The organism is Acidovorax sp. MR-S7 (genome assembly GCF_000400995.2).
Classification (GTDB): Bacteria; Pseudomonadota; Gammaproteobacteria; order Burkholderiales; family Burkholderiaceae_C; genus MR-S7.
The window spans coordinates 1-23016 of the sequence record NZ_DF238922.1; the positions used below are offsets into that span (position 1 = coordinate 1).

Genomic DNA, 23016 nt, shown 5'->3' on the forward strand with positions numbered 1-23016 from the left:
TCTTCCGCATGGCAAACCCACTCCGTCAACGCGTTGGCCCACATACTACCAACACAGATTTGTGACAGAGCCTATTAATTTGGCACGTCACCCGTGTCATTTTCAAGACTCGCTGGCCTCACCGCCATCGCGGGTAAACCTGTAATCCAGGTTTCTAAACGCCCTTCGCGGCGACGCGCTGCACGCCCTCGGCGCTATTCCCCTATGACGCGGTTCTGGTCCCGCTGCGCTTTGCATTGACCAATTCTTGACTGCCCGGGCGTGGGTGGGTCGTTTTCGTCCGCAATTTTTGAGGAGAAGGCCCCATGACGACTTTCATTTTTTCCGACCTAGAGCCGGTAGCGCGAATACGCTCCGCCATCCCCGAATCCTGCCAACCAATGCTCGATCAGTTGCTTGGCATGGTGCCGCAGCCCCCCGATCAGCCTTCATGCGCAACGGCAACCGCTACCTTGGCCAAGTGCTTGGTCGACTATGCAGAGACCATTGCCAACCCACGTCCATTCTTCTTGGAATGGGCAGGAACCGCGCAATGCATACACGAGAGTGTGTCAAACCATACGCAGGATATCCAGGGCATGGTGCCATCCGCACCTCTCACCGGGCGGCTCGCTGAATTCCCGGCACTGGCCTTGTTGCTCGCTCTCAAGGAGGAGCACCTGCCACTTCGGGTTGCGCTCGGCGCGGAAGTTGCCCGGTGCCTGCTGGAGCAGACGGAACTCAAACAGGACTACTGCGTTGCGCTACGTCGGGACACCGTCAGGTATGGCCGCCCTCAGCCCGGCGAAGTTCGCACGCCGGAAGATTTAGCCGAACTGGGGTTTGGGCGAGGCTGGTTGGTACGTTTTCAAAAAACTGATGCGCAAGTGCGCCGCCGCGTGGAACTGGACGAGCTCGGCCCGCGCCGTCCGCAGCATGCTCATCCTCACCACGTACTGGATCTGCTCGCAAGGTTGCGCTGGCGTCTTGATTACCCGAACCCCAAACACCGCCAAGCGGCTATTGACGACAGTCACCTCCCTCTGGCGCATTACCGACGTGCTGCGACGATGCTACGCACACGGGTCGAAGCAAAAGATGGTGCCGCGGTCATACAGTCGCTGGAGCTGCTTGTGAACTTGCCGCCGTGCCTGCTGCTAAGCCTGCCATTGGTGACGGGGTACCGACCATTGAACATCCTCGGCATCTGCGTCCGGACGGGGTGCCTGCTACTCAATTTGCGTACCCTGTTTCCACACCCAGCTCAGCCGCCAATGGCGACTGCACACCTTTTCGAAGTCAGCGGCGATATCGTGGTTCTGCCTCTACCCGTCTTTCTGGCAGAGGAGATAAGGCGGCGCGGCCAAACCTATCCGCAAGCGGTGCTACTCGGGGATTTGGTGGACTGGGTGCGGGTAGATCCACGAAACTCGCTGATTCCGCACGAGTCCTGCAAGCTCCACGCCTCCCTGGCCCGTGCTAGTAAGTCCACCGGCGCCATCTCACTAGCCCTAGGCAACGACCGGCTTGTGTCCGCATGCGTAGCCACGGACTTTTCCCTGATCGGTTCGGCGCGTATGTACTACGCCCGGCTGACGGGCCGGGAGATTCACACTGGCTGCACGAGGCTCTATGGAGGCATGGGTTGGGGTGTGCCAACCATGGAGGCTGAACAACTGCCACCTCTCGGTTCGCACGCTACGCTTCATCCCGATGGAGTCAAGCATCTGTTTTCCACACTGGCTGAGGCTGTCACCGCTTCTCTGCCAGGACGAAACGCGCATGCGCTCCGCCTGCTCGAACACCATACTCATTTCACCCGTTACTCTGTTGCGCTGATCAGCTTTTGCGCTGGACTACGCGAAGTTCAGTGCTATCGCTTGCTGGCAGAGGAGTTGCTGTATGGGCAGGATCAAATCGTGGTGCACGACAAGCAGGGTGGGGATGTACTCATGGCTCAGCCTGCCCTGCTCAACGCGCAGGTCAGGGAGCAGATTCGCCTCTATGCTGCACACGCCAGGGCTCTGGTGCAACGTCTGCAACGGCTTAATGACCGTCACGGGCTCCTGCTCGCACAAAGACTGCGTATTGCCATAGAGGGCACAGGTCCGCTTTTTCTGACACTCAGCCCCAGCGGGGCGGTCCATGCAGCGGGCGCACATTTCACCTGGCGGGAGGTGCCGGAGTCCATCAGGGTGCCACCCAATGTCGGCCGCCACTTCTGGCAAAACGTGCTGCGTGAGCGCGGGCTGAGCTCCAGGGATATTGATAGTTTCATGCGCCATCGAGTTGTGGGCCTGGAAAGGAACACCAACTCCCAAGTCTGCGTCCCTCATCAAGCGCGCGGTCGCATCGAGGCAACCCAACTGGTCGTCATGCGGGAAGTCGGCATCCAAGCCCTGGCTGGGTTGCGAAAGGAGTAATGATGAATCAGGCAACACCGCGCCGATCTTCATTCAAGCCTGCGCTTTTTATCCCGGACCCCAGCCGGCGCATGCACTTCCTGCAACCTCAAAATCTCGGCAACATCAGCGATCATTTCGGGGACTTTCAGTCCTGGGTGATCTCCTCGAGCGTGCGAGAGCTGAAACCGGCAGGTCTGACACTGGCATGCCTGATTGCATTTGATGGCATCGCCAGCGACACCGAACTGCAAGCCGCATACGCTGCCTGCAAGCAAGCCCGCAGATTCGAGACTGCAGTGCGGTTGGACTGGAAAATTGGCTCCCGTCATGACGCCCGCCAACTGAGCGTCTGGACCACTCTGGCACTGGCTCGGGTGCAGGAGTGGCAACCGTATGGGTTGGCCCGCGAACATCTCATGGGCGTGTTGAGCGCCCGCGCCCTCAAAAGCGGTGTTGTCTCACCCCTAGAAACAATCTGGGAACAGCTCCTCACAACTGCCATGGGTTGGTTGCAGAATCACCTGCCGGCAGTTCTGTACGGCCATGTGAGCGGTGCAGCGCCCCTAAGCGCCACGCCGCGCAGCGCGCTGGCTCGGGCGCAAACAAGGCGGGCGCTGTTGCCCGAAGAAGTAGATCCGGAGCCACAGGGCACGGCCTCTTACCCAGTGTACGAACGCGCCTTTGAAGCCGCCCTTCTTGGGCGTCGTGCCACTGTTCGCAGCGGCGCCACTTTCATCCGTCAACTTCTTGCGGCACTGCGTCCGCCGACCAAAGGATCAAATGTCGGCAAGCGTGAAGAGATCCTGCGTCGGCTGCATTCACTGGCCGCCAGCCTAGACGATGCAGACGAAGCATGTGCCGTCCTTCATGCGTTTGCCCTGGACCTCGTCGAGCGTGGTACCAAGCGCAAGAAAAATCTGGCATCCACCACACCGTCGGACTACCTGAACGCGTTGGCCGATGATTTTCATGTGGCGCTCAATGACGTTCGGTTGTATGGCATCGACGAGACAACTTACGCTGACATTTTCCGCAAGTTAGTGAACGGCAGCGCAACCATGGGTCCCGTCCGCATCGCAGCGCTGAAGGCACTTCACCAGTTCCTGCGCGCCTGGTGGCAAGTGCCGCCACTACCGACCGACCTACTCCAAGTCGAGGTCGAAGCCACCGTCCGTGCCAATTTGGTTTGGCCACACGAAAAAGAGCGGCTGCGGGAATGGCTAGCTGGCGATGCACAAGCAGACCGCTTTGTAGCCCAGCTGGGTGCCGCCCTGGAAATTGTCGGCAATGCGCCCGTGCGCATTGGTGAACTCTTGGTGCTGCGCATTGGCAATGTTCTTGATGAAGGGGATCATCTGGTGGTGGAAATCGCACGCGAGTTGCGTGACGGCCGAGAGAAGTCACGTGAGGGCCGGCGCCGAGTGACGGTCCGCGACATCACTGCGATGGAGATCGTAAGGACTTGGCTCGCGCGACGTGCGGCAGAACTTGCCACCCATGAAGACTATCTGTTTGGGCAATCTGATCGGCCAACGGAGTTGGCGCACTCTGGCAGGATGTATTTCTGGCTGAATCGGCTGCTAAAAACAGTCACCGGGGACGAGAGCATCAGCCTGCATGCCTTTCGCCACAGCTATGCCAGCCAACGCCTGGCCGCAATGCTGCTGCAGGAGAACGACGATGAAGTCAATCCACTAGATCGATTGGCCAACGAAGTCGGCCACGTCGGTGGGCATGTAACTGCCGTGCACTACTGCCATATCTACGAGCCTGGTCTGAGGCATGCCATCGACGTAGCGCTCGAACGTCTGCCACTGGGCTATGTCGGAACGTCGGCCTGGACGGGGGTGGCGCCCGAGACGCTGCGCCAACGCGCAAGCCGCGCCACCCGGCGCGGCGGCTCTACTGCGGAAATTCTTCGAACATCACTGACCGACGCAGCCCTGCGCATTCCTCTTTCTGCCATCAGCGATTCAATCGCCATGACAGTGCCGGCCAGTCCGCTGCCGCCGCCGCAGTCGCTTGCGCTTACATATGCCCAGGTCGTGGGAGTACTTCGCGAAACCGCAGCTGGTCTCTCGACGCAACAAGTTGGCCTGCGCCACGCGGTGCCCCATCAGCAGGTTGTCCGGATTGTTGAAGCCGTCGGAGATTTTGCAGAGCGCCACGGCAAGAGGACAGCCTCAATGCTGGATGCCCTCAGCCATGGCATGCAAGCGCTGCGTGAATCATCAGGACGCTTGCTGGGAATGCGCCCGGACTTCGCCCGGCTCTCGCAGCGGCGCTGGCTTCAACTGACGGATGTGATGGGAAAGATTGATCTCTTGCGGTTGCAACGAGCGACCAGCTACTGGGAGCGTGCCGTTGACGACCAACATCTGGCCGTGCGCCCTGGTTCGGAGTGGGAAAGTTTCATGGGGTTACTCGCAGACTCGGGCATCAACCGCAGTCTCATGTCCCTGCACTGGTCATCGACCGACCAGCGGCAGAGTGAGATCAGCGACGCTCTTGCACGTGCACAAGAGACCGTGCGATTTCAGCTGGGCGCTTCGTTCGCTCAGGTGCGCCATACCCATCGCCATGGCCGCCCTCCCATCTGGCTGGTCATAAGTTCCGATGGGGCCCTACGCAATAGAAATGGCAGTGCGAACTCAATCATCGGGCTGCACTGCGCGTTCCTGGCCGCGTGGGCGTGGTTACGTGTTGCTGACCTCGAAGGGAGCAAGTATCAATGACTCGATTCATGGCAATGAAAGTAATGGAGTTGGAGATCCATGGATTGCCTGACCTTTTTGATGAAATGCAGCTGCGACGGCGAGCTCAAGCCGTGATCTCTGACCTTGAGAGGCTGGTTGAGGTAGACAGCTTGCTGCTGTACACCACCCTGACCTATCGCTACTGCCTGCGTAACAAAAAATCGGGGGAGCCTCTGATCGTTTTGGTGCTTGAACTTGCACCGCGACCCCAGCAACTGCTGGACTTCGTACCGGAAGAAAACTCTCTCGGCACACGGGAAAAGAACATGCTCGCAGACCGGCAGCGCCTGCGGCATGCATGGCAGGAATTGCCAGTTCACAACACGCAGGCTGTCATTGCCCTCGCACAGCGCATGCAAGCGGGATTTCTGGATTTATCGGATGGAGCTTTCGCCCCCAAGACAAAAAAACAACTGAATGCGCTGGTCAGTGCACGCCACCGCCACTGGAATGGCCATCTTTCCGAAGATGATCCTTGGCAGATGGAGCTTCCGACGCTGCCTCGATACGAGTGGCGTCGTGAATTATTTCACGTGCGTGCACAGCTTTTTCGGGAACGCAGAGGGTTCACTTTAAAGCTTCTGAACCGAACAACCTTGCCATCCCAATTGAGGTCTGTTCGCACTCTGCGAATGCCGAATCGGTCGCCGAAGCTTGAAGATGCCAGTGCCCTGGACCGAGCGGAGTACACGGGCACGCCTGTCGATCTGGTGATACGCGTCGGATCCAATCTCGGAAGCGAACTCATATGCGTGGCAGATTTTGTACGCTTGGCAGATGCGAAGTCATCCTGCGAATGAAACACCCATGACGCCTGTCATCTGATGCCCAAGGACCGCCTCCATCCCCCAACCGCATCCACCGGGAAACTGCCAATCGACTACTCGAAGATCTGCTTGCGAACAACGCGCACGCTCGCCAGGAGGCCCTAGCGCACGCGCTCAAAGTAAGACTGGCACCGGGTTGCGCGCTGGCTGCCACCACCTGAGCGCGGCCTATTAGTAATCGCTATCTGAAGTTATTTGACGTAGCTCGTCACGGCGCTTTAGCAACAATCTGATTGAATCTTCGGTTTCTTTGTTGGCCTTATTAATCATTCGCCCCGCGGGGATTGCAATGAGAATGAAGAGCAAAACAAAGAGTCCGTAGATCAATACAGGCGTTGAAGGCATAACTATTGCTACTTCCATAGTAGAGCTGTGTATCGATTGGTGCAGTGAATCGCCCTTGGGCTCCGCACCCGACCTTCAATCTGGAGGCGGACATGCAGCGCCCAAATGTCCTTCAGCTTAAAAGGTGCCTTTTGCCCGACGATCTTTCCCTTGTTCCACGGCTCGCGATGATCGGCATTACCTGCGGTTTTCATGATGGTCTCCCACCGAGTTGAGGGGGCGGTCTCAAACCTGAAGTGCAACACCTGAACCTCAGGTAACTTGCACAGATGACATCGCGATACACGCACTTGCAGCCCGAAGAACGCCTCACGCTGGCCTCGCTCGTCCAGCAAGGATGGAGCGGGCGATCCATCGCTCGCCTTCTCGGGCGCAGCCCCAGCACCGTGTGCCGGGAACTGGCTCGCAACAGCACCTCTCGCGACGGCTATGCCTTGCGATCCGCCCAGGCTGCCTGCCGAGCCCGCCGCGACGCAGCGCGGCCTGCACCCAAGCTGCATCCGCAGGGCCGCCTCTGGCACACCGTCTGCGATCTTCTGCTCTGGCGCTGGTCGCCCCAGCAGATCGCCCGCACACTGCAGCGCATGCATCCCGATGACCCACGCCAGAGCGTGTCCCACGAAACCATCTACAACGCCATCTACGCCTATCCCCGCGGGGAGCTGAAGAAGCAGTTGCTCGCCTTGTTGCGCCAGGGCCGCAGCGGGCGCCGCCCCCGCTCGGCCGGCCAGGACCGGCGCGGACTGATCCCCGACATGGTCAGCATCCACGTGCGCCCACCCGAGGCCAACGACCGGCTCATGCCCGGGCACTGGGAGGGCGACCTGATCAAGGGCGCCAACAACCGCTCCGCCGTGGGCGTGCTGGTCGAGCGCAGCACGCGCCTGGTGCTGCTGTGCCGCATGCCCGATGCCACCGCTGAATCGGCCCTGGCGGCCTTCACGGCCAAGCTCAACCAGGTGGCCCGGCCCATGCGCCAGACGCTCACCTACGATCAGGGCAAGGAGATGGCCCGCCATCGCGAACTCGCCCAGGCCACGGGCGTGCGCGTGTACTTCTGCGATCCACACAGCCCATGGCAGCGCGGCAGCTGCGAAAACACTAACGGGTTGCTGCGCCAGTTCCTGCCCAAGGGCACCGACCTGGGCATCCACGATCAGGCGGCGCTCGACTCCATTGCCGACCTCATGAACAACCGTCCTCGCGAGACCCTGCAGTGGCGATCTCCCTACCAGGCATTCCAGCAGTTCATGCAGGCCATTGCGCAGCAGCAGGACGCTACCATTCACTGAGACGGAAACTCCCTCTCAACCGAGGTGTTGCACTTCAGGTTTGAGACCGCCCTCGACGCTGGAGGTCAACGACCTGTTCTGTGGAGCCGCTGATGCCGGTGGCACGTAACAGCTCTCGAAACATGGGGCTCGGGGATATCGGCGCACAGTGATGGGGTTCATGGTTTCCTGGCGATGAAAGACGGAAGGTGAATGAGGTGGGCGATGACACAGCGAGGGGCCTGCGTCGGGCAAGGCTCCGCCCAGACCGCTGCCTGGAGCAGCGGCTATGGATGTGTCAACGGTGGCTTAGCGCAAGCTCACACGTGCATTTGGTGGGGCAACGTGGTGTGAGCGTGCATCTCAACCCAGGGCGGGGGCTGTGGGTCTTCGCCCGCCCGTCCTTCAGGCAGGGTGATGTCTTGTGATGTGCTTGACCAGCGCGCACGCGCTCCGTCAATACCCAAGTGTGCAAGGCCTCGTGGCTTGGGCACGGGCATGGGCGGCAAGTCACCGGCTGCCGTTTCTGCAAACAGGTTGCTGCTGCCCACTTGCTGCAGATTTGCACTGTCCATGCGCAGCACCTTGCCGGTAGCAAGCCGACTGGCCAGCAGTCGCTCCATTGCCGAGCCGTCCTGGCGCGTGAGGTTGGGCACGTATCGGCTGTAAACCCTGAACAACATTTCTGTTGAGGTGTGGCCGAGCTGGCGTGCGATCCATTCAGGAGCCTCACCGGAAGCCAGCCACAAGGTGGCCGCGGTGTGGCGCATCTGGTAAGGCCTGCGTTCAGTCATGCCCAAATGGCGCAGCAATGGATACCAGATGCGGTCCGTGAAGTTCTTGTTATCCAACGGCGCGCCCATCAGGTTGCAGAACACGTAGTCGGACAGTTTTCCCGTCACCTCGTACTGCTTGGCGAGGGCCTCGACGACCGGCTGGCTCATCTGGATGTCTCGTTGGCTGCCGTCGGTCTTGGTGTATTCATCCTCTCCAAGGACGACGGTTTCCCGGACCCGAATCAAGCGGTGCTCGAAATCGACGTAGCGCCATTTGAGGCCATGGACTTCTCCAGTGCGCATGCCGGTGAAAAAGCGCACGGTGAAATAGTTGCGATAGTCCGCACGGACGGTTGCCAGGATGCTCTGTACATCCTGCAGGCTGAACGGATCCACATCGACCTTGCGCACCCGCAGTCGTTTGATGTTGGTCGTGGGCGTCGTAAACTCGAATCGGTCGGCGGCTTCGTCAATGATCTGGCAAAGCGTGCCAATGATCTCGTTGATCCGTTTGGGTGAGAGTCCTTCCTTGTCTCCGCGACCTTTTACTTTGGCGAGTGTGGCGCGATAGGCAAGGATGTCGGATTTGGTGATGCTGCTGACCACCTTTTGCCCGAAGTGCGGGATCAGGCGAGCATCCAGGGTGGAGCGCAGGGATCGGATATGGCTGCGTCGCCATTCGATCTCGTGCTCTTTGAACCATTGAGCCGAGAATTCGCAGAACAAGGGACCGTTCGCCATCGGCTCTACGGTCGGCTTTTCCGCCGACTCTGCAATCGCCTCTGTCACCGCAGCCACCCCCGCCTTCTCAAGGTTTGCCCGCGCAAAGCGCTTGAGCGCTTTGCTGTTGGGAAAGTAGTTGGCGTAGGCGAAGGTGCCTGCGGCGATTTCTGCATCAATCCTGGCCAGGACCTTTTCTAGCTTCTTGCGGTTTGCTGGCGTATCGCTGAGGAGCGTTTGTTCGCGGCACCGATCCCCTTGAAATCGAAAGTCAAAAAACAGCAGCCCGTTATCAGCGCGGCTTCGAATACTAGGCATGCAGCACCCCTCCATTAGCCATCGGGATAGCACTCATACCTGTTGGCTGATGACGTGAGCTAGACATCATGTCGCGCTGGACGCGCTCCCAGATGTACAAAATCTTCCGCCCCCCAAAGGGTCGGAAGTAGTGGATACCCTCTATCAGTACGCTGTCCTTGAGCCGCTCTCGGATTGTGCGTACGTCGTACTTGATCCGCGTCGACAGTTCTTCGGTGGTCAAGTAGGTAGGCTCTTCAGTAGTCATCTCTTTTCTCCTGGTCGTTCAGGTTGCTACACTAGGAGACCAGAAAACCTCTTAAAGGGTCTTTTTGATCTCCTGGAGAGCATTGTGCACCAGAAATTACCCTCTCACAAGCCTTTTTGATCTTCTAAAGATCAAAAACGTCTTTTAAAGACCATGATTCGTTGCCACTTAGGCCGCTTGTTGGGCGAAAGAAAGCTGAAAATCAGCGACGTCGCCCGGGATACCGGCATCAATCGCGGAACGCTGACGCGGCTATATCAAGAGACTGTCGAACGGATCGAAGTAGACGCCATCGACCGTTTATGCCGCTATCTAGGGGTCACGGTAGCCGACCTCCTTGAGTATCAGCCTGAAGAGTAGCCGCTACCAGCTCTTTGCCTCATTGCTCGATGGCGCCTGAATCCGTCATTTCCATTTGAAACGGCGGCTGTGCAGCGGGAGCAGCCTTTCGATGCCCTGATTGCGAGTGTCTGCAATCAGCCGGGAGCCGCTGCAACCGACCGTTTTCCGGCGGCATCGGGCTGCTTTTTGCACCAAAGACCCCTGGTCATGGCCCCCGCCGCAACTCCCTGACACCGCGACCCAATTTTCGACGCAATAGAGCCCGCAGGGTGACCCCATCCGTGTACCCAACCTGGGCGGCAATCTGGTCGACACTCGCGTTCCCGGTGCGCAAGAGATGGACTGCCTGTTCGACGCGCAGGTCCTGGAAGTACGAGAGTGGCGTCTTTCCCAACACGCTTTGTAGCCGCCTCGCCAAAGTACGTTCGCTTGTGCCCGCGGCGCTGGCCGCCTCGGCCAGCGAGAAACCATGCGCTAGCCGACGTCTGGACCAGGACTCGAAGCGCTCGACTATGGGGTCGGCATGCGCAAGGTGGTCGGGAATCACGAACTCGGCTTGCGAACTGCGTGCCTCAACCAGTAGGTAACGCGCCACCAGGGTCGCCAGCGCTGGACTTTGCCCTCGGACGATGCGCAAGGCCAAGTCAACGTGGGCCAAAGCGGCACCCGCTGTGGTGAAGCGTGTCGTGCTCACGACCATGCGGGACTCGTCCAGCGTGACGTTCGGATAGCGCTGCCGAAACATTGGCCCAAGCCACCATGATGTGGTCGCGTGGTGCCCGTCAAGCAACCCACTCTCCGCGAGCAAAAAACCACCTGAGCAGGCGGTACCAAGGTGCGCGCCGGCGGTGGACCATTCTTGCAGAGCCGCGACCGCGTCAGGCATGTCGGGTCGTGCGAGTCGCGCGGCGAGTGTGTCAGGCATCTTTTCGCCAAACGCGGGCACGAGCACGACGTCAGGTTCAGGCACACCGCGCGCGGGGATCACGGGGACCGTCAATCCTTGCGCAGTCCGGATGCGACGCCGCACGGCCACCAGCGTTATCTCAATTGGCGCGGGAGCCTGTGGCAGCGAACCCGCCATGGCATTGGCCAAGCCCAGGGTGTCAGTGAGCGCCGCAAGCCCCAGATCAAACACGCCATCAGAAACAAGCAAATGTACCTTCATGGCAGAAATGATATCAATATTGTCATTCCTGCCGATAGAGATGCCTTCAAGCCACGCCTAGACTACACACCAGCCCATCCCTTTAACCAAGCTCCCGTTAACCCAAAGGATCACACCATGACCAAGCTCGCCCTGTTTGTTCGTCTCGAGGCCAAACCCGGACAGGAAGCTGCGCTGGCCGATTTCCTGGCCAGTGCACTTCCACTCGCTAATGCCGAGTCCGGCACCACCGCTTGGTTTGCACTGAAGTTTGGCCCTTCCACGTTCGGTGTGTTCGATGCCTTCGCCGATGAGGCAGGTCGCCAGGCACACCTTGATGGTCAGATCGCCGCGGCTTTGATGGCCAATGCAGCGACCTTGCTCAGCTCGCCGCCCAATATCGAGAAGGTCGAACTGCTTGCCGTCAAGCTGCCTGCGTGATGACAACCAGCTTTGACCGCATCAGGTCGCGCCGGATGATTCAGTTGAGCGTTGAGAGGCGCGCGGGGGGCTTCACTCGGTGATTGACCGCAAGTGGCCAAGATCTGCCCTCCGCTCAGCGGAGCAGCGGTCGTCAGACATTTGCGGAACCCACGGCAGCTGACAGGCAACCGGTCCAGAGCTCAGTCCGGTCATCAGTAGCCGCAACCTGCGTGTGGCAGGCAGCGGTACTAAAGCCGACACTCAACCTCAGCGCTCGAGCGACCGCACCCAGCCTGAAGCAGAAGACGCGCGATTCAGGTGGGCCGCCTTATCCCGCTGAAACCGGTCGACATTGATTTCGTTAACCTGCAGATCACAACCCCAAGCCCGGCAAGAATCCCACTCCCGTCCGCTTCACCAGTTCCTGGTAGCTGATCGGCCTGCTGACTCGCTCCCCCTCCCGGTTCTCCTGCCAATGCGCCCAGGCCCGGTTGTCATGCTGGTCGTACACCAGCTTGAACAGGTAGGCTGGAACCCTGACCCCGTTGCTACCGATGCGGGGACTTTCCGGGGTGAACACCGGCCCGGTGATGACGTACACATCGCCCTTGGCGCGCCGGATATACCGGCGCGTGTCCTGCTCGATCTTGGCCCAGGCACCACCGTTGTGCTGGATGTCCTGCGGCACCATGTTGGCCAAGCTGAAGCTCTGGGCCATGGCTGTCGGCGTCGGCATGTCTCCTGCCGGGGCCATGTGGCCACGTGAGTAGCCCGAGCGCTTGTAGTCCTCCAGTTCTGCCCGCTCGCCACGGGGAAGGCGCGCGTCGGCAAAGAACTTGGTTGCTCTCTTCTCATCGGCATCCTCAATGGTTTGGCGGTTCAGGCGCTGCGCCACATAGACCGGCGTCCTGGTCTCACCGCTGTGCAAGATTGCAAAGGCTTCGTAGCACAGCTCGCGCAGCTTGGGACGTGCCGGTATGGCGGGTGGTTTGCCATCCACGAAGAACTGCGGACATTGGGCAAATCGGGTCGGATGTCCTGAAGCACTGTCCAGGGCTTCAAAGACGGAGAGACGGGCATGGGCTGCACTGGCAACGGTCAGTGCCAGGATTGCGGTCAGGCGCAACATGCGCGACCACAGCGCGGTCTGTTTCATTTCTAACGGTTGGTTCATTGCTGAGTTGAAGGGAAGATCGAGATACCCGAGGCTTCGAAAGGATCGCCTGACCTAGCCAGCCCGCAGGCCCTCGGCGGGAAAGGGCTGCAGGAACTCCATGCTGCGGGTCGCGGGGGCTTGCAGCCAGCCTTCGAACTGTTCCGGTTTCAGAATCACCACCATGCGCTTCTCATCCGTGGGTTTGTGGAACAGGTTCATCAAGGGATGCTGATCCGCATTGATGGTCAGCATGGTTTCTCAACAGCAGTAACTGTTACCGGCACTTATCACCAGCGCGCTGCGACCACCAATTCGCAAACGCAAGAAGGTCGGCGTGATGCGAATCCGTGTGTACCAACAGGTCGCCCGCGTTGGGCGACCCGGTAATCCCACGCAAAATCAATGCGCGATGGATCGCGGCATCGACGCCCACGAAGTACGGCAAGTAGTCGTCGACGAAGGCGATCGGCTTTAGGGAGTTGAGCGTGTCGGCCTTAGGGCTCGCGGCCGTTGCCACGTTGTCGGTGGCGTGGACCAGGTGAATCGGGAATCCGTGCAGTCTCAGGTTGTGCTCGCGAGCTGCCCTGAATTCCGCAGGCAAGGCCGTGACGCATACCAGTTCGTAGCCCGCCGCGGCGAGCTTGTGGCACGCCTCAATCGCTCCTGGAACCGGCGGGATCGATGACCAGAACTCGTTGTCGAAGGCCCGCCGAAGCAGATCAAGCCTATCCCCTTCAACTCGCTCCACTTCCCATCTGTCGATGGGCCAGTAGGCGAGCGGATCGCGCTCGCCAGGGTACGTGCCGAACGCCTTCTGCCAAGCGCTGGCATAGGCCAAGCCGTAGTCCAGGAGGACTCCGTCAGCGTCAAGCGCGATGATTCCTTTGGTCATCAGGAAGTTTCGCACAGCAGAGCACGCCTGCACGCGCGGGTTGGGGGGCTCCCTTGTTGTCGGGACTGCTAAGCGGCAACAGTTACGTGTGCCTTCGAGAGGATGTGTTTGCCTCGCGGTGCCCCAGAACTGACGATGCAATGAGACCAACGGCGCCACCAACGATGGCCATGTCGGCGATGTTGAATGCCGGCCAGTGCCAGCCGTGCAGGTGGAAGTCCAGATAGTCAATCACGGACCCGCGCACAGCCCGGTCGAAGGCATTGCCCAGGGCGCCGCCCAGGATGAGGCTATAAGCCAAGCCCTCGAGGCTGCGCACCGGCTTGGCGAGCAGCCAAGCGAGCCAGGCCGACGCGCCCAGGGCGATGGCCAGGAAGAACCAGCGTTGCCATCCGCCGGTGCCGGCCAGGAAGCTGAAGGCCGCGCCGGGGTTCAGTACGTGGACCAGGCTGAAGAACGGTGCGACCTCGCGCGACCAGCCGAGCAGGGTGGTCAGATGAATCCAGGTCTTGGCAGTCTGGTCTGCGGCAAAGACTACAAGCGCAAGGCAATACCAGCGAGCTGGTCGGTTGACATACTTCATCGTTCTTGTTGGTTAGACCAGATCGCAGGGCCGTGGTTGGATTCAGCGCGTTGCCGCACCGTGCTCGGCCGTGAGTGCTATTGACGCGGACAGAATTTCAGCGAGTTCCGGTCTCACAGCATTGGCGCGAAGGCACTGACCGTGGCCCGGCCAGGGTTGCCAAGCGGCAGCCTGCCCGAGAGGTGGCCAAGCGGCACCAGCAGGATCCTAAACAGCTGGCCCGCGGCTTCCCGCACGTCACGCTCACGCGCGGCCAGGGCCAGCATGTACCAATGACTCCGCAGATGAAGCCAGAAGCGCTCTTGGCCAAGCACGTGCGCGGCCTCCAGGACCTTCCACCGGTCAGGTCCTCGGGATCTCGCCCGCTCCACGAGGTGAGCAAATGCTGCCCCGCGCTGCCGATCGTCTATGGCTGTCAGGTTCGTCATTTGAGACTCAGGATGCGCCGGGCACCGTTCAAGACGATCAGACCCACCACGGTGCCGATGACCAGATCAGGGTAGTTGGATCCGGTCATGGCCACCAGGAAGCCAGCCAGGATCACGCCCGCATTGGCGATCACGTCGTTGGCCGAGAAGATGTAGCTTGCCTTCATGTGCGCACCGGCATCCCGCTTCTTGGATATCAAGACCAGGCAGATGACGTTGGCGATCAGGGCCACCAGGCCCATCCCCATCATCAGGCCCGAGACAGGTTCGCTCCCGGCGATGAAGCGTCGAACGACCTCGCTGAGTGCCATGAGCGCAAGCGCCAGTTGCAACCAGCCCGCCGTGTGAGCCGCACGCGTCTTAAGGGCAGCTGCTCGGCCGACGGCAAACAGGGACAGCCCATACACCGCAGCGTCGGCGAACATGTCGAGCGAGTCGGCGATGAGCCCGGTCGATTGAGCGATGAAGCCCATCACGATCTCGATCACGAACATGGCCGCATTGATCGAGAGCAGTATCCATAGCAGCCTGGCCTCGGCCGCATTGTCAGGGGGGTCGATTTCATCGTCGTCACCCATGACCGCGTCCGATTCCAGCAGCTTGGCGCCCAGACCCAACGGCTCCAGGCGTTGCAGGACCTGCGCCACCGGAGCGCCATGCACTGCGGTCAGCTTGCGGTTGGCCAAGTCGAAGGACAGGGATTTCACCCCGGGAACGTCTTGCAGGGCCAACTTGATCATGTTCTCTTCCGATGGGCAATCCATCTTCGGGACATGGAAAGTGCTCTTGAAGCTGCCGGCGGCGCTATCGTCTACCGCGGCCGAATGCACCAGCTTCGCGCCCAAGCCCAGCGGTTCGAGACGCTGCAACACCTCGGCGACCGGCGCGCGATGCACGGCCACCAGCTTTCGGCCCGGCAGGTCGAAGGTGAGCGACTGCACGCCTTCGACGCCTTGCAAGGCCATCTTGATCATGTTCTCCTCGGACGGGCAATCCATCTTCGGAACGGCAAAGGTACTTTCGAATTTTGTGGTGGCGCTCATGGGTATTCCTCGGACTGCATAATTGGAAACCCTCTAGCAACTACAAAGTCAAGCCCGCTGCAAGGGCGGCTCATCCATGAAGATCGGCGACCTGGCCAAGGCCACCAATACGCTTCCCGAAACGGTCCGCTTCTACGAGCGCGAGGGACTGCTGCCGTCCCCCGCCCGGACCGAGGGGAACTACCGCAGCTACACGGCTGAGCACGCCCAGCGGCTCGCCTTCATTCGGCACTGCCGCAGCCTGGACATGACGCTGGCTGAGATCCGCACGCTGCTGCACTTCAAAGACGCTCCTTCCGAGAATTGCGGCGTCGTGGATGAGCTGATTGCAAGTCACATCGAGCAGGTCGTGGTCCGCATCCGGGAGCTGAAGGCGTTGGAAGCCGAATTGCGCTCACTGCACCGCAGCTGCTCGGTTGGCCGTGCCGCGGTCAACTGCGGCATCCTGGGTGGACTTGAGCGCGCGGCCAAGCAGAATTCAAAGAATGTGCGCTCGTTACCACTCGGTTCTTGACGCAGCGCGGCTGCGCGAATTCTTTCGAGCCATCCGCGACAGCGGCTTGGATGTTCTCGATCGAGATGTCTTTCCAGGACGCTTTGCGCCCATCGTGAGGCGCCCGCCCGAGCTCGAATCGGGCGACGAGGCGGTTCCTGAGCGCGAGGCCGTTGTCGCGCGGTTCGGCCTGATCCCTTTCTGGGCCACCGATATGCGCAAGGTGAAGCTGACGTACAACGCCCGCTCCGAAACAGTTGCCACCGCGAGGCCGTTCCAGGCCGCTTGGAAGAAGGCCCAGCACTGCATTGTCCCGGCTGAGGCCATCTACGAGCCAGACTGGCGCTCGAACGTGCACGTGCCCACACGTATCAGCGCGGCCGACGGCAGCCCCTTGGCGATCGCCGGGCTACGGAACACTTGGCATTCGCCTGCAGGAGAGCGCGTTCATACCTTCACGCTTATGACGGTCAACGCCGACTCCCATCCCGTCATGTGCAACTATCACCGCCCAGGCGAAGAGAAGCGTATGGTCGTCCTGCTGGACGAATCCCAGTACGACGCCTGGCTGGACGCGCCCGCCGAAGGCTCGATGGACTTCATGCAGGCTTGTCCGCCTGAGCGCCTGGCAGCCACCGGCGAGCCGGTCGAGCGAGCGCCGGCTAAGGCCGTTCCTCAAACAGCTTCCCTATTCGACTAGCGTGTCGGTGCCCCGGGCACGAAGCTCACGACCTTCGCGTGGCCGGTCGCATGCAGAATCCTGACCTCCTGCCGCAGCGCTTCGTTCACCGAGGCCATGGCCTGAAGCTGCTTGCGCAGGTCCAAGTTCTCGGCGCGCAAATCACGGGCAGTCTCCTGTTCGCGTTTGAGCGCCGCCTTGAGGCTGTCCTCGCTTGCGCCGGGCTCTCGGCCGCTCAGGCGGCGAACCTCCTTCGCGACATCCGGGTAGCGGTTGTGAATCAACGCTGGAGTGACGCCGACCTCGACCGCTAGGGCTGTGATCGTCGGAACGGCCTCGGCACGCTGCAGGCGTGCCAGAGCCTCCCACAGATCGGCGGTCGTTGTGTCTCGATTGCGCCCGCGAACCTCTTCGGGCGCCTGGCGTCGGTCCCATCTGGCTTTCATAGCGGTTCGATCCCCGGCCCCAGCTGCTTCAAGACGTCTTCGACCCGGTGGAGGTCTCGTTGCACGCGCTGGACCGCTGCCGGTCCCAACAGTCTTGACCTATGAGATGGGAGACTGCACTCGGCCAAGAGCGACCAACTGATGTGAGAACCTGAGCGGCAGTTTGAGGCTGGTTGCGGACGTTCAGTGGAGACGACCAGATGACGTTTCTGCACCCAGAGCAGTCAACCAACAGCGTGTAGGGATGTACCGCTTTGCAGCGTAAAGCCGTCGTTTGCTGAGCTTTAACTGAGCCTGAAGGCGTGTAGAAAACCGCCGTTCAATGTGGTGGGGGAAGGATGCCTGACTAAGTACGTTATCCGGCACAGTAATCTTCAGACCTCTTCTACAGTACGTCACGACCTGAACCAATGTCATCAAACCGACACGAATTATTCTAATGATTCAAGCATAATTGAATCAAAGGAGCGTTGTATGAGAGTTGGTGTCAACGGTATGGGCCGCATCGGTCGTCTAGCACTGCGTGCCGCCATGGGCGCTGCAGAGCGACAAAACGACGACCCGCGCGCAGGCAATAGGCTGGAGGTGGTGCATCTCAACGAAATCAAGGGAGGCGCGGCCGCCACGGCTCATCTGCTGGCGTTCGACACCGTGCAGGGCAAGTGGCGCGAGAACATCCGCGCTGAGGGTGACAGCGCGGTGCTGATTGGCGACAAACGCCTTTCCTTCAGCGCGCACCCCACCGCGGCAGAAATTCCCTGGGGCGACCTGGGCGTTGATGTGGTGCTGGAGTGCACCGGCAAGTTCCTCACCCCGGAGACGCTGCAAGGCCACCTGGACCGGGGTGCCAAGCGCGTCATCGTGGCTGCTCCAGTCAAGGTAGGTGGGGTGCTCAACATCGTGGTGGGCGTGAACCATATGCTGTACGACCCGGCAAAGCACCACATCGTGACGGCTGCCTCGTGCACCACCAACTGCCTTGCACCGGTGGTGAAGGTGGTGCATGAGCAGATTGGCATCAAGCACGGCCAAATTACCACCATCCACAACCCCACCAACACCAACTTGGTGGTGGACGCGCCACATAAAGACCTGCGCCGTGCCCGGAGCGCTATGGAAAGCCTGGCGCCCACGACCACGGGCAGCGCTACAGCCATTGCGCTCATCTACCCCGAACTCAAGGGAAAACTCAACGGCCATGCGGTGCGCGCGCCGGTGCTCAATGCATCGTTGACCGACTGCGTGTTTGAGCTGCAGCGCGAAACTACGGCCGAGGAAGTGAATGCGCTGTTCAAACAGGCAGCCGAGAGCTACCTGGCCGGCATCCTGGGCTACGAGGAGCGCCCGCTGGTGAGCGCCGATTACGCCCGCGATACCCGCTCGTCCATCGTGGATGCCCTGTCCACCATGGTGACCGACGGCACCTTGCTCAAGGTCTACGCTTGGTACGACAACGAGATGGGCTACGCCTGCCGCATGGTGGACTTGGCGTGCCACATGCGGGACGTGGATATCTGAACATGCAACACGCTGCTCGCAACTACGCCATCGTTACCGCCGCCTACTGGGGGTTCACTCTCACCGACGGCGCGCTACGCATGCTGGTGCTTCTGCACTTCTACCGCCTGGGCTATTCGCCATTCACTCTGGCCTTTTTGTTCCTGCTGTACGAGGCTGCGGGCATCCTGGCTAATCTGATTGGCGGCTGGCTGGCCACACGCTATGGCATCACCCGCATGCTGACGGTGGGCCTCACGACCCAAATCTTGGGGTTCAGCGTTCTGTCCATGCTGAACCCCACGTGGACGGTCGCAATGTCGGTCGCCTGGGTGGTTCTGGCGCAGGGCATCTGTGGCGTAGCCAAAGACCTGACCAAAACCGCAAGTAAATCGGCCATCAAGGTGACCCAGGCTGCAGCCAAGGAGCAGGACAACGGCCAACTTTTCAAGTGGGTGGCCTGGTTCACTGGCAGCAAGAACGCCATGAAGGGTTTCGGCTTCTTCCTGGGTGGCGTGCTGCTGCAGACACTGGGTTTTCAGGGCTCGCTGTGGTTGATGGCGGGTCTGCTGGCGGTGGTACTGCTGGGGGTGGTGACTTCACTGCCCACCATGATGGGCAAGAGCAAGGCCTCCAAGAGCGCCAAGGAATTGTTCGCCAAGAACGCAGGTATCAACGGGCTGGCTGCGGCGCGGGTGGTGCTGTTCGGCGCGCGTGACGTCTGGTTTGTGGTGGGTGTGCCGGTGTTCCTGTATTCGCAGGGCTGGAACTTCACCATGGTTGGCGGTTTTCTGGCCGCCTGGACCATCGGCTACGGCCTCGTGCAAGCGCTGGCGCCGAACATCGTCAAGCGCAGCGCCGACGGCCTGAGCACCGAGGTGCCTGCAGCACGTTTGTGGTCAGCCCTGCTGGCCCTGGTGCCCATGGGCCTCGCCGCCGCGGTGCTGCTGGATGTGCCCCACCTGCAGTGGGTGGTTGTCGTTGGCCTTGGCCTGTTCGGGGTGGCCTTTGCAGTCAATTCCTCCGTGCACTCCTATCTGGTGTTGGCCTATGCCGGCAGCGAGAAGGCGGCCGAGGACGTAGGTTTCTATTACGCCGCCAATGCGCTGGGCCGCTTTATGGGCACGCTGATGTCGGGCCTGCTCTACCAATGGGGTGGCTTGCTCTACGCGCTGCTGGGTTCAGCATTGATGCTGGTGCTGTGCTGGCTGTTCACCCTGTACCTGCCGGTCAAAGTGGAGCGGGCAGTCCTGGCCGCTTCTTGAGGGAAACGATATGAACGAACCCCAAGTTGTAAAAGCCCTGGGCGCGCTGGCCCAGGAAACCCGCCTCAAACTGTTCCGTCTGTTGGTGATTGCTGGCAAAGACGGACTCACGCCCGGTGACATGGCCGAGACCTTGGAAGTGGCACCCACGGCGTTGTCGTTCCACTTGAAGGAACTCAGTCACGCCGGCTTGGTGAGTTCGGAGAGAGATGGGCGAAACATCATTTACCGCGCTGAGTTTGCCGCCATGGATGCGCTGCTGGCCTTTCTGACAGCGGAGTGTTGCCAAGGGCAGCCTTGCCTAGCGACGACCACCCCCACTTGCACCAACTGCTGAGAGGCAACTCATGAAACGCTTTCATGTCCACCTTCATGTCAATAACCTGCCTCAGAGCATCGCCTTCTACAGTCAATTGTTCGGTGCTGAACCCGCTCGTACCGAGTCGGATTACGCCAAATGGATGCTGGACGACCCGCCGGTGAACTTCGCCATTTCCACCCGTGGCGAGGCTGCAGGCATCGACCACCTGGGCATTCAGACAGACAACGAACAAGAACTTCTGGAGCTCAAACAGCGGGCACAGTCGGCAGATTTGGCCTTGCTGGACGAAGGTGCCACCACCTGCTGCTATGCACGCAGTGAGAAACATTGGGTCACTGACCCACAAGGCATTGCGTGGGAACACTTCCACACGCTGGGCAACATCCCGGTCTTCCGAGAAAAGCAGGATGAGCCTGCTACGAGCGCCTGCTGCGCGCCCACGGCGCCTACCAAGAGCGAGGCCACATCCTGCTGCGTTGCCGACATATCTTCTGTCGCCGCCTCATGCTGGGATGTGCCATCTGGAGCCGAGAAATCGACCTGCTGTGCGCCATCGCAAACCAACTCAGTCTCTTCCAATCGCTGCTGCTAAGGAGCTCTCATGACTTCTCGTGTTTACAACGTTCTTTTCCTTTGCACCGGCAACTCTGCGCGTAGCATCATTGCTGAAGCAGTGCTCAATCATCTAGGTGGGGGAATGTTCCGCGCTTACAGCGCAGGAAGCCACCCGGTGGGTTCAGTGAACCCCTATGCACTTGAATTGCTTCAGCGCAACCGCATTCGTACCGACGGTCTGCGCAGCAAGAACTGGGATGAGTTCGCCCAGCCTGACGCACCCGCCATGGACTTTGTGCTCACTGTTTGCGACAAGGCCGCCGGTGAAGTGTGCCCGGTGTGGCCAAGTCAACCCATATCGGCTCATTGGGGCGTCGAAGACCCTGCTGAAGTTGACGGTACCGAAGAAGAAAAGCAGCGCGCTTTTTCGTCTGTATTCATGACCTTGCGCACACGGGTTGCATTGTTGGTCAACCTTCCGCTGGAAAAACTGGACAAGCTGTCCTTGCAGAAAGAACTTCACAGCATTGCCAAGCAGCGCGGCTGAACGGGAGCCTGCGTATGTGGGCCAGCCCTTCCTGGGTCTGGCCTAGTCCATTTCATAGCGTGTGCTTTGAGGAATGATTCATGGGTTTGTTTGAGCGTTTTTTGACTGTGTGGGTGGCGCTGGGAATCGGGGCTGGCGTCGGACTCGGCCTGTGGTTGCCAGGCTTGTTTGAAGCGGTGGCGGCCCTGGAGTACGCACAGGTCAACCTGGTGGTGGCCGTTTTCATCTGGGTGATGATTTACCCGATGATGATTCAGATTGACTGGCACGCGGTCAAGGATGTGGGCAAACGCCCGCAAGGCCTGCTGCTCACGCTAGTGGTCAACTGGCTCATCAAGCCCTTCACCATGGCGGCCCTGGGCGTGCTGTTCTTTCAGTACCTGTTCGCCCCATGGGTGGACCCAAAGTCCGCCAGCGAATACATCGCCGGCATGATTTTGCTGGGCGTGGCGCCGTGCACCGCCATGGTGTTTGTGTGGAGCCAACTGGTCAAGGGTGATGCCAACTACACGCTGGTGCAGGTGTCGGTGAACGACCTCATTATGGTGGTTGCCTTCGCACCCATTGCGGCCTTCTTACTGGGTGTAACCGATGTGACCGTGCCCTGGGAAACCCTGGTACTGTCCACCGTCCTTTACGTGGTGCTTCCTCTGGCTGCCGGCATGTTGACGCGCCATCTGCTGCTCAAGCGTTCGGCGCAGGCGCTCACCAACTACGTGGCCGCGCTCAAGCCCTGGTCCGTGGTGGGGCTGATTGCCACCGTGGTGCTGCTATTTGGATTTCAGGCACAGACCATCGTGGCGCAGCCGGGTGTGATTGCACTGATTGCGGTGCCACTCATCCTCCAGTCTTACGGCATCTTTTTCATTGGATGGTGGGGCGCCAAACTGCTGAAGCTGCCGCACGATGTGGCGGGGCCAGCCTGCCTCATTGGCACTTCCAACTTCTTTGAACTGGCTGTTGCAGTGGCGATTTCGCTCTTTGGACTCAACTCGGGTGCGGCGCTGGCCACGGTGGTGGGGGTTTTGGTCGAGGTTCCCGTGATGTTGTCGTTGGTGGCCATCGTCAATGCTTGGCGTCCTAAATATCCCAACAGCATCAAAACCTGAGCTATCGACTGAATCAGCCATGACGGACATCACGATTTATCACAACCCCAATTGCGGCACCTCTCGCAACACCCTGGCCATGATTCGCAACAGCGGTGTGGAGCCTCAGGTCATCGAGTACCTCAAGACTCCGCCCAGCCGCGCAGAACTGTTGGCTTTGGTGGCAGCCATGGGCATCAGCCTGCGCGATGCGCTGCGCCAGAAGGGAACGCCATACGATGAACTTGGCCTTGGCAACCCAGCGCTGACCGACGCCCAATTGCTCGATGCTATTGAACAGCATCCCATCTTGATACAACGGCCCATCGTCAAAACTCCGCTGGGTGTGCGCTTGTGCCGGCCTTCGGAGCTGGTACTGGACATCCTGCCCAACCCGCAGCAGGCCCCCTTCACGAAGGAGGATGGGGAAGTCGTGATTGGGAAGGATGGACAACGTGCCTAAGAC

The 23016-nt window shown here is 60.2% G+C and carries 25 protein-coding genes and 1 pseudogene; 15 read left to right on the forward strand and 11 right to left on the reverse strand.

Features of this window, described 5'->3' with window-relative positions:
* Positions 1–305: 305 nt before the first annotated feature.
* The 3 genes from AVS7_RS24360 to AVS7_RS24365 are packed head-to-tail and all read left to right on the forward strand — an operon-like array spanning position 306 to position 5940.
* Positions 306–2402 carry a hypothetical protein gene (locus tag AVS7_RS24360; RefSeq protein ID WP_024001368.1) on the forward strand — a complete coding sequence of 699 codons (2097 nt, stop codon included), beginning with the start codon at positions 306–308 and terminating at the stop codon, positions 2400–2402.
* A 2-nt stretch (positions 2403–2404) separates the two neighbouring features.
* Positions 2405–5119, forward strand: a complete 2715-nt coding sequence (locus AVS7_RS23685; protein WP_159402785.1) for a tyrosine-type recombinase/integrase — start codon at positions 2405–2407, stop codon at positions 5117–5119.
* A gap of 8 nt (positions 5120–5127) precedes the next feature.
* Complete coding sequence (locus AVS7_RS24365; protein ID WP_144425082.1) at positions 5128–5940, forward strand: hypothetical protein; 813 nt, start codon at positions 5128–5130, stop codon at positions 5938–5940.
* A 434-nt stretch (positions 5941–6374) separates the two neighbouring features.
* Here the strand turns inward: AVS7_RS24365 and AVS7_RS25145 are convergent.
* Positions 6375–6506: pseudogene (locus AVS7_RS25145) on the reverse strand (integrase); the annotation flags it as partial.
* Between the two features lie 75 nt (positions 6507–6581).
* On the opposite strand from AVS7_RS25145, the gene AVS7_RS11210 reads away from it, so the two are divergent.
* Positions 6582–7604, forward strand: a complete 1023-nt coding sequence (locus AVS7_RS11210; RefSeq protein WP_034690684.1) for an IS30 family transposase — start codon at positions 6582–6584, stop codon at positions 7602–7604.
* 299 nt (positions 7605–7903) lie between these two features.
* Here AVS7_RS11210 and AVS7_RS11215 read toward each other — a convergent pair whose 3' ends face one another.
* A complete protein-coding gene (locus AVS7_RS11215; RefSeq protein ID WP_020228485.1) occupies positions 7904–9397 on the reverse strand; it encodes an Arm DNA-binding domain-containing protein in 1494 nt (497 codons plus the stop codon).
* A complete protein-coding gene (locus AVS7_RS11220) occupies positions 9390–9644 on the reverse strand; it encodes a hypothetical protein (protein WP_020228486.1) in 255 nt (84 codons plus the stop codon). Before AVS7_RS11220 ends, AVS7_RS11215 begins: the two co-directional genes overlap by 8 nt.
* Before the next feature lie 153 nt (positions 9645–9797).
* Here AVS7_RS11220 and AVS7_RS11225 point away from each other — a divergent pair, with 153 nt between their 5' ends.
* A complete protein-coding gene (locus AVS7_RS11225) occupies positions 9798–10004 on the forward strand; it encodes a helix-turn-helix transcriptional regulator (protein ID WP_020228487.1) in 207 nt (68 codons plus the stop codon).
* Positions 10005–10191: 187 nt separating this feature from the next.
* Here AVS7_RS11225 and AVS7_RS11230 read toward each other — a convergent pair whose 3' ends face one another.
* On the reverse strand, positions 10192–11154 hold the full coding sequence (locus tag AVS7_RS11230; protein WP_020228488.1) for a GlxA family transcriptional regulator: 963 nt from the start codon (positions 11152–11154) through the stop codon (positions 10192–10194).
* 117 nt (positions 11155–11271) lie between these two features.
* Here AVS7_RS11230 and AVS7_RS11235 point away from each other — a divergent pair, with 117 nt between their 5' ends.
* Entirely contained in the window at positions 11272–11574 is a 303-nt protein-coding gene (locus tag AVS7_RS11235; RefSeq protein WP_020228489.1) for a putative quinol monooxygenase, read from the forward strand.
* A gap of 355 nt (positions 11575–11929) precedes the next feature.
* On the opposite strand, the gene AVS7_RS11240 is transcribed toward AVS7_RS11235, so the two are convergent.
* From AVS7_RS11240 to AVS7_RS11265, 6 genes are all read right to left on the reverse strand, one after another.
* A complete protein-coding gene (locus tag AVS7_RS11240) occupies positions 11930–12712 on the reverse strand; it encodes a DNA/RNA non-specific endonuclease (protein ID WP_020228490.1) in 783 nt (260 codons plus the stop codon).
* A gap of 72 nt (positions 12713–12784) precedes the next feature.
* On the reverse strand, positions 12785–12964 hold the full coding sequence (locus AVS7_RS11245) for a hypothetical protein (RefSeq protein ID WP_020228491.1): 180 nt from the start codon (positions 12962–12964) through the stop codon (positions 12785–12787).
* A gap of 22 nt (positions 12965–12986) precedes the next feature.
* The gene (locus tag AVS7_RS11250; protein ID WP_020228492.1) at positions 12987–13604 is read right to left on the reverse strand and encodes a hypothetical protein; all 618 of its coding nucleotides are present in this window, start codon (positions 13602–13604) and stop codon (positions 12987–12989) included.
* 82 nt (positions 13605–13686) lie between these two features.
* The gene (lspA, locus tag AVS7_RS11255; RefSeq protein ID WP_020228493.1) at positions 13687–14187 is read right to left on the reverse strand and encodes a signal peptidase II; all 501 of its coding nucleotides are present in this window, start codon (positions 14185–14187) and stop codon (positions 13687–13689) included.
* 113 nt (positions 14188–14300) lie between these two features.
* Positions 14301–14615: a DUF3703 domain-containing protein gene (locus tag AVS7_RS11260; RefSeq protein WP_020228494.1), complete on the reverse strand. Its 315-nt coding sequence runs from the start codon at positions 14613–14615 to the stop codon at positions 14301–14303.
* Positions 14612–15658, reverse strand: coding sequence for a cation transporter (locus tag AVS7_RS11265; RefSeq protein WP_020228495.1), 1047 nt, complete (start codon positions 15656–15658; stop codon positions 14612–14614). Before AVS7_RS11265 ends, AVS7_RS11260 begins: the two co-directional genes overlap by 4 nt.
* Positions 15659–15734: 76 nt before the next feature.
* On the opposite strand from AVS7_RS11265, the gene cadR reads away from it, so the two are divergent.
* A complete protein-coding gene (cadR, locus tag AVS7_RS11270; protein WP_020228496.1) occupies positions 15735–16172 on the forward strand; it encodes a Cd(II)/Pb(II)-responsive transcriptional regulator in 438 nt (145 codons plus the stop codon).
* Positions 16144–16851, forward strand: coding sequence for an SOS response-associated peptidase (locus AVS7_RS11275; RefSeq protein WP_020228497.1), 708 nt, complete (start codon positions 16144–16146; stop codon positions 16849–16851). The genes cadR and AVS7_RS11275 overlap by 29 nt, the downstream gene beginning before the upstream one ends.
* Here AVS7_RS11275 and AVS7_RS11280 read toward each other — a convergent pair.
* Positions 16848–17276, reverse strand: a complete 429-nt coding sequence (locus AVS7_RS11280) for a hypothetical protein (RefSeq protein ID WP_020228498.1) — start codon at positions 17274–17276, stop codon at positions 16848–16850. The two genes, AVS7_RS11275 and AVS7_RS11280, sit on opposite strands and share 4 nt — an antisense overlap.
* 474 nt (positions 17277–17750) lie before the next feature.
* On the opposite strand from AVS7_RS11280, the gene AVS7_RS11285 reads away from it, so the two are divergent.
* From AVS7_RS11285 to arsC, 7 genes are all read left to right on the forward strand, one after another.
* Positions 17751–18794, forward strand: a complete 1044-nt coding sequence (locus AVS7_RS11285) for an ArsJ-associated glyceraldehyde-3-phosphate dehydrogenase (RefSeq protein ID WP_034690691.1) — start codon at positions 17751–17753, stop codon at positions 18792–18794.
* A 2-nt stretch (positions 18795–18796) separates the two neighbouring features.
* A complete protein-coding gene (gene arsJ, locus AVS7_RS11290; protein WP_020228500.1) occupies positions 18797–20038 on the forward strand; it encodes an organoarsenical effux MFS transporter ArsJ in 1242 nt (413 codons plus the stop codon).
* Positions 20039–20048: 10 nt separating this feature from the next.
* Positions 20049–20375 carry a helix-turn-helix transcriptional regulator gene (locus AVS7_RS11295; RefSeq protein ID WP_020228501.1) on the forward strand — a complete coding sequence of 109 codons (327 nt, stop codon included), beginning with the start codon at positions 20049–20051 and terminating at the stop codon, positions 20373–20375.
* 10 nt (positions 20376–20385) lie between these two features.
* Entirely contained in the window at positions 20386–20952 is a 567-nt protein-coding gene (locus AVS7_RS23695) for an ArsI/CadI family heavy metal resistance metalloenzyme (protein WP_024001376.1), read from the forward strand.
* A 9-nt stretch (positions 20953–20961) separates the two neighbouring features.
* A complete protein-coding gene (locus AVS7_RS23700) occupies positions 20962–21462 on the forward strand; it encodes an arsenate reductase ArsC (RefSeq protein ID WP_024001377.1) in 501 nt (166 codons plus the stop codon).
* An 80-nt stretch (positions 21463–21542) separates the two neighbouring features.
* Complete coding sequence (arsB, locus tag AVS7_RS11300; protein ID WP_024001378.1) at positions 21543–22571, forward strand: ACR3 family arsenite efflux transporter; 1029 nt, start codon at positions 21543–21545, stop codon at positions 22569–22571.
* 19 nt (positions 22572–22590) lie between these two features.
* A complete protein-coding gene (gene arsC, locus AVS7_RS11305; protein WP_020228503.1) occupies positions 22591–23013 on the forward strand; it encodes an arsenate reductase (glutaredoxin) in 423 nt (140 codons plus the stop codon).
* Positions 23014–23016 lie beyond the last annotated feature (3 nt).